A 5,801-nucleotide genomic window follows, 5' to 3' on the forward strand; every position below is an offset into this window, starting at 1 on the left:
TCCTGTTTTCCGAATATGGAAACTATTCTGTTGCGATGGGTGCCAATGCAGTTATTATCAGAAAGGTACTGGGATAAATAACAATAAGAAATATAGATCATATGCAATACGACACAACCAACATCACCGAGCAGTATTTTATCGATCGGGATATTTTATACCCGGACAATGAACTTTACAGGAAGATCCCCGTCATTACGGTGGATAATTATGTTGAACTGGGCCAGATAACTGCTATCCGATTTCTGGAATGGGTTTGCAGAAATCCCGGAGGTGTTATTGCACTGCCCACGGGCAAAACTCCTGAATTCTTTATCAAATGGATGGAGTATTATCTGGATAATTGGGATAGAGAGATAAACAATGGCCTTCTGGCTGCTATAGGTTTCGATCCGAAATGGAAACCCGATATGGGTTCGCTTACTTTTTTCCAGTTGGATGAATTTTTCTCTATAAATCCGGAACATGAGCGATCTTTCAATTATTTCGTAAACAACTTTTATATCAAGCAGTTTGGTTTGGATCCGGAGAAAACGCATTTAATCAATACCTACCATTTTGCTGAAGCCCAAAAAGAAATGTTAGGGGGGTATGAAAATCTGGATCAGATTTTTCCCGATGGAAACATCGATTTGAGCCTTCGTTTTAAAAGACCTTCTACTGAGCGGGAAATGTTGCAGCAAAAGGCCATTAAGGTTTTCGATGAGTTTTGTGATGAGTATGAAGAAAAAATCAGGGAGAAAGGCGGCATTGGATTTTTTCTTGGCGGCATTGGACCTGATGGTCATATTGCTTTCAATGTCCGGGGTTCATCCTTTTATTCCACCACCCGTCTGACGGACATCAATTATGAAACGCAGGCTGCTGCTGCGGCGGATTTGGGAGGAATCGAATCAGTTAAGAAGAAAGCGGTCATTACGATGGGATTGAGAACCATCACCTATAATCCTGATAACGTTGCCCTTATTATAGCTGCGGGGGAAACTAAGGGCCAGGTAGTAAAGGATGCTGTTGAAAAGGAACCTCAACAGGCTTATCCTGGTACAAGCCTGCAGCAATTGCAAAATGCAAGATTTTATCTGACCAAAAGTGCCACTGTTAATCTTGAAAAATCTGAAAAAACAATTTCTACCCTTATCAAGGAAGAAGAGCTTTCCGAATCCTATTATGATAAATTGGTTCAGGATGGTGCTCTGAGGAATAATATTTCTTTAATGGGTCTTTCAAAGACCAAACAGAGTTCCCTGCCTTCGGATAAAGATTGGAAAGTAGCTGAAAACTTAACCGGAAAATCAATTGGAAAACTTGCTGAATCGGTTCATTCCAGGATAATTGAAAAAATCCAGAGAGGCATATCCATCCCGATGGAACAGCGTTTTATGCACACCGCTCCCCATCACGATGATATTGAACTCGCTTATTTCCCACTGATGCATCATTTGGTGCGTTCAAAATACAATGAAAATCATTTCATCTATTGTACCAGTGGTTTTACGGCGGTTACCAATCAATACCTAAGTCAGCGGCTGAAAGAACTGTTAGAGTTTATTGATGAAAATAAATGTCGCCAGCTTGGTAAACCCCACCGGCTTTTTAATTTCCAATATGCCCAGGATGATATAGTTGGTTACCTGAAGGGTATAGCAAGGCAAAATGAGGAAACAAAGGCTTTTTATATTGCTTGCCGTTTGTGCAGGGTTATTGCTTTGCTTCTGGAAACTGAGGATTTGGCTAAAATACGGGAATTTGCAGATGAGAAACTCCGGTTAATTTCTGCCATGGAGCCTGGCAGAATGGAGCCTGAATTTATTCAGACCCTTAAGGGTCGGATCAGGGAATTTGAGGCAGAATTGGTGTGGGCGCATTTTGGCATCGATATGAAACAAGTGGATCATCTCCGGCTTCATTTTTACACAGGCCAGATCTTTCCCGAATATCCCGACTATAACCTTGATGTGCTGCCTATATACAGATTAATGGAGCAAATCAAACCTACTGTGATCACCTTGGCGCTCGACCCTGAAGGAAGCGGCCCTGATACCCATTTTAAAACCCTGGTGGCCCTTTCCGAGGCCATTGATAAATATGTAAAAGAATATCCGGAAATGAATCTTAAAATATGGGGCTATCGCAATGTATGGTCAAGATTTGATCTTTCCGAAGCCAACATGGTTTTCCCCATTTCTTTGAATTCATTTGCCGTATTGCACAACATGTTCCACAGTTGCTTCCTGAGCCAGAAATCTGCATCCTTCCCAAGCCACGAACTGGATGGTTCGTTCAGTGAACTGGCTCAGAAAATCTGGGTGGAGCAGGGAAGGAACCTGATCAACCTGCTGGGTAATGAATATTTCTACGAAAACCCCAATCCCTTGATGAGAAGAACTTACGGAGCGATTCTGATTAAGGAAATGAATTACCAGGAATTTTCAGAGCACATCAAAATGTTGCGCAGGCTGTTAAAAGGAAAAGAGGAGTTAAACCGATAAAATAAATAACATGGAATTACAAGCATTAGACTGGGTCATTATTGCCATTTTCTTTGGTATTCTTTTAACAATTGGATATGTTGCTTCCAGAGGAGCAGGTAAAAGTGCGGCAAGTTTTTTCCTCTCCGGAAGGAATATGCCCTGGTGGCTGCTGGGCGTATCCATGGTTGCTACCACCTTTTCTGCTGATACGCCTAACCTGGTAACGGATATGGTGCGAACCGACGGGGTAGCTGCCAACTGGCTCTGGTGGGCATTCCTGTTGACCGGAATGTTGACCGTTTTTGTTTATGCAAAGTTGTGGAACCGTTCGCAGGTTTTAACAGATAATGAATTTTATGAGATACGATATAGTGGCAAACCCGCTGAATTTTTGAGGGTTTTCCGTGGAGTATATCTGGGATTGTTTTTCAATGTATTTGTGATAGCTACCGTTTGTCTTGCTTTTATTAAGATCGTCGGTGTGATGATGGGCATCAATACCACCATGGCCCTGATTATTGCTTCTGTTATTGTATTGTTTTATGCAGGCTTAGGTGGATTGAAATCTATCTTATGGACCGATCTGTTTCAGTTTTCCTTTGCCTTGTTCGGAGCCATCATAGCAGCCGTATATGCGGTTAATTCTCCTCAAATAGGAGGGCTGTCAGAACTTTTTAGTCATCCGGCCGTAAAGGAAAACCTTAATCTGCTCCCGAGCCTTTCAAATCCGACCGTGTTTCTGGGTGTGTTTTTAATACCCATTGCTGTTCAATGGTGGGCTGCCTGGTATCCGGGAGCCGAACCCGGCGGCGGAGGCTATGTTGTACAGCGGATGCTGTCGGCCAAAAGCGAGAAACATGCCACAGGGGCTACCCTTTTGTTCAATTTCTTTCACTATGCCATTCGACCCTGGCCCTGGATAATCGTAGGATTGGCTTCTATCATAGTATATCCGGATTTACAGGCTCTTAGTGATGCTTTTCCGGAGATGAAGACACAGTATATCCAGAATGACATGGCTTATCCGGCAATGTTGCAAAGAGTCCTTCCGGTAGGACTCCTGGGTTTGGTTGTAGCTTCACTGATTGCTGCCTTTATGTCTACTGTGGCTTCTCAACTGAACTGGGGGAGTTCCTATCTGGTGAACGATTTTTATGGCAGGGTGATAAACAAAAATGCAACCCAAAAACAACGCGTCCTTTTCGGAAGACTTTCCACTGTCTTTCTTATGATTGTTGCCGTATTGCTTGCTCTTTCCCTGGAGAACGCCCTGCAGGTTTTCCGGTATCTTTTGATGATCGGCGCAGGAACCGGCCTGATTTATATACTTCGTTGGTTCTGGTGGAGGATCAATGCTTATTCGGAAATTGCTGCCATGGGAGCAGCGGTACTTTTTTCCTTATTTTTTATCATTCTGGAGAACTATGCCCCTACAGTGGGAGGGAAGATTGAAATATTAGGAGTTTCCATGAGAGAGAGCTACTGGGACAACTTTAAATTTGTAGGCATCGTGTTGCTTGTTACCGTAACCTGGATCACCGTATCATACCTGGCACGTCCTACAGACAAACATGTCCTGCGAAGTTTTTATCGTAAGATCAAGCCCGGAGGTCCGGGATGGAAAGCTGTTGTGGAAGGTGCCAGAAAAGAAGGTATTGAGCTTGAAAAAGTGAAGGACCAAAGGTGGGATGTGCCTACCGGCATACTCTGTATGGTCCTTGGATCCATTTCTATTTACAGCATCCTGTTCTCTATAGGTATGTTCCTCTACGGAAATGTTCAGAACGGTTTCATCTTCACCGCTATATTCCTTATTTCAGGCTTGTTGTTGATGAAATACTGGAGACAGTTGAAAGAGCTTTAAGAGTAAAAATTTGTTATAGATATAATCATTCTTTTGTTTAACCTTAAACCCGATTGCTTATGAAACACACGCGATTTTATTTATCACAGGATTCGCCTGATCCTTTGTTTTGGTGATGGGAATCATTTATTTATTAATTCAACATGTATTATGTAAACATTGACTGTATCACAAATTTTAAAATGTTTCTATTTAAAATCAGATCTATGAGACACTTAACTTTTATTTTAATTCTATTGCTCTTCGCTGGTTTCACGGCGAGGGCACAACAAGAAGTCTCTGGTACGGTGACCAATGCCGAGTCAGGCGAGCCGATACCAGGAGTAACCATCATTGTAAAAAGTCAGCAAACAATTGGTACTACTACTGACATGGATGGTAACTATACGCTCACCGGCATCCCTGAGGATGCTGAAACCTTGGTTTTCAGTTTTGTTGGAATGGAAACCCAGGAAGTAGCCATTCAGGGCAGGGGCCAGATTGATGTTCAGCTTAAGCCTGCAGCGCAAGAGTTGGAGGAAGTTGTAGTAACTGCCTTGGGGATTGAAAGAGAAAAGAAAGCACTTGGATATTCCGTGGATGATGTAAGCGGTGAATCTATAAGTAAATCCATGGAAGACAATGTGGTGAATCAGCTTTCGGGAAGGGTATCCGGTGTGAATTTTATTAAATCTGCTGCTGGCCCTGGTTCTGGCACCCGCGTGACCATCAGGGGGAACAATTCATTGACGGGAAATAACGAACCCCTTTATGTTGTGGATGGAGTTCCCATTGATAACTCCGGCTTCGGTTCAGCAGATGGACCAGGTACGGCCAATTATAATAGGACCGACTACGGTACGGGTATTTCAGATATCGATCCCAATGATATCGAATCCATTTCCGTGCTGAAAGGACCTAATGCAGCCGCTCTGTATGGCTCAAGAGCTTCAAACGGGGTTATTCTTATAACTACTAAAACAGGAGAAGGTACTACGGGACTAGGGGTTACCTACAATGTGAAATATACCTTCGCGGATCCCTTATTACTTCCCGATTATCAGAACCAATATGGCCAGGGGACTCAGGGCAATTATCCCAATGATTTATCCCAGTTAAGACAAACTGGCGGTTCCTGGGGGCCAAAGATGGAAGGATCTGAACGCTTATATTGGAACGGTGAAACAAGACCTTATGAGGCTCAGTCCAATAATATAGAGAATTTTTTCCGCACAGGAAGCAACATGGTAAATAACCTGTCCTTGGAATACGGCTCTAAAGATTATTCCCTGAGGTTCGCCTATTCCAATACTGAGTCGAATTCAATTCTTGAAAATTCAGGTTTGAGCAAGAATAATTTTACTTTAAGAGGAAACGCACAATTGGATGATAAGCTTTCTGTTGACGCGAAAGCCACCTATTTTATTCAGGAAGCTAAACATAGGCCCAGCCAGGGTACTGAAGGAATTATGGCTCATGTTTATACC

The 5,801-nt window shown here is 42.8% G+C and carries 3 protein-coding genes; all 3 read left to right on the forward strand.

Annotated elements, in window-relative coordinates; genetic code table 11:
• Window positions 1-101 precede the first annotated feature (101 nt).
• Complete coding sequence (locus tag KGY70_16055; protein ID MBS3776711.1) at window positions 102-2,489, forward strand: PIG-L family deacetylase; 2,388 nt, start codon at window positions 102-104, stop codon at window positions 2,487-2,489.
• A 10-nt stretch (window positions 2,490-2,499) separates the two neighbouring features.
• On the forward strand, window positions 2,500-4,335 hold the full coding sequence (locus KGY70_16060; GenBank protein ID MBS3776712.1) for a Na+:solute symporter: 1,836 nt from the start codon (window positions 2,500-2,502) through the stop codon (window positions 4,333-4,335).
• A 206-nt stretch (window positions 4,336-4,541) separates the two neighbouring features.
• A partial coding sequence (locus tag KGY70_16065) for a carboxypeptidase-like regulatory domain-containing protein (protein ID MBS3776713.1) occupies window positions 4,542-5,801 on the forward strand: 1,260 nt, incomplete at its 3' end.

It is taken from the genome of Bacteroidales bacterium (assembly GCA_018334875.1).
Classification (GTDB): Bacteria; Bacteroidota; Bacteroidia; order Bacteroidales; family UBA12077; genus JAGXLC01.

Excerpts from the sequence above, each read along its gene's own strand:
- KGY70_16055 (MBS3776711.1), top strand. The coding sequence starts at position 102 with ATGCAATACGACACAACCAACATCACCGAGCAGTATTTTATCGATCGG.
- KGY70_16060 (MBS3776712.1), top strand. The coding sequence starts at position 2,500 with ATGGAATTACAAGCATTAGACTGGGTCATTATTGCCATTTTCTTTGGT.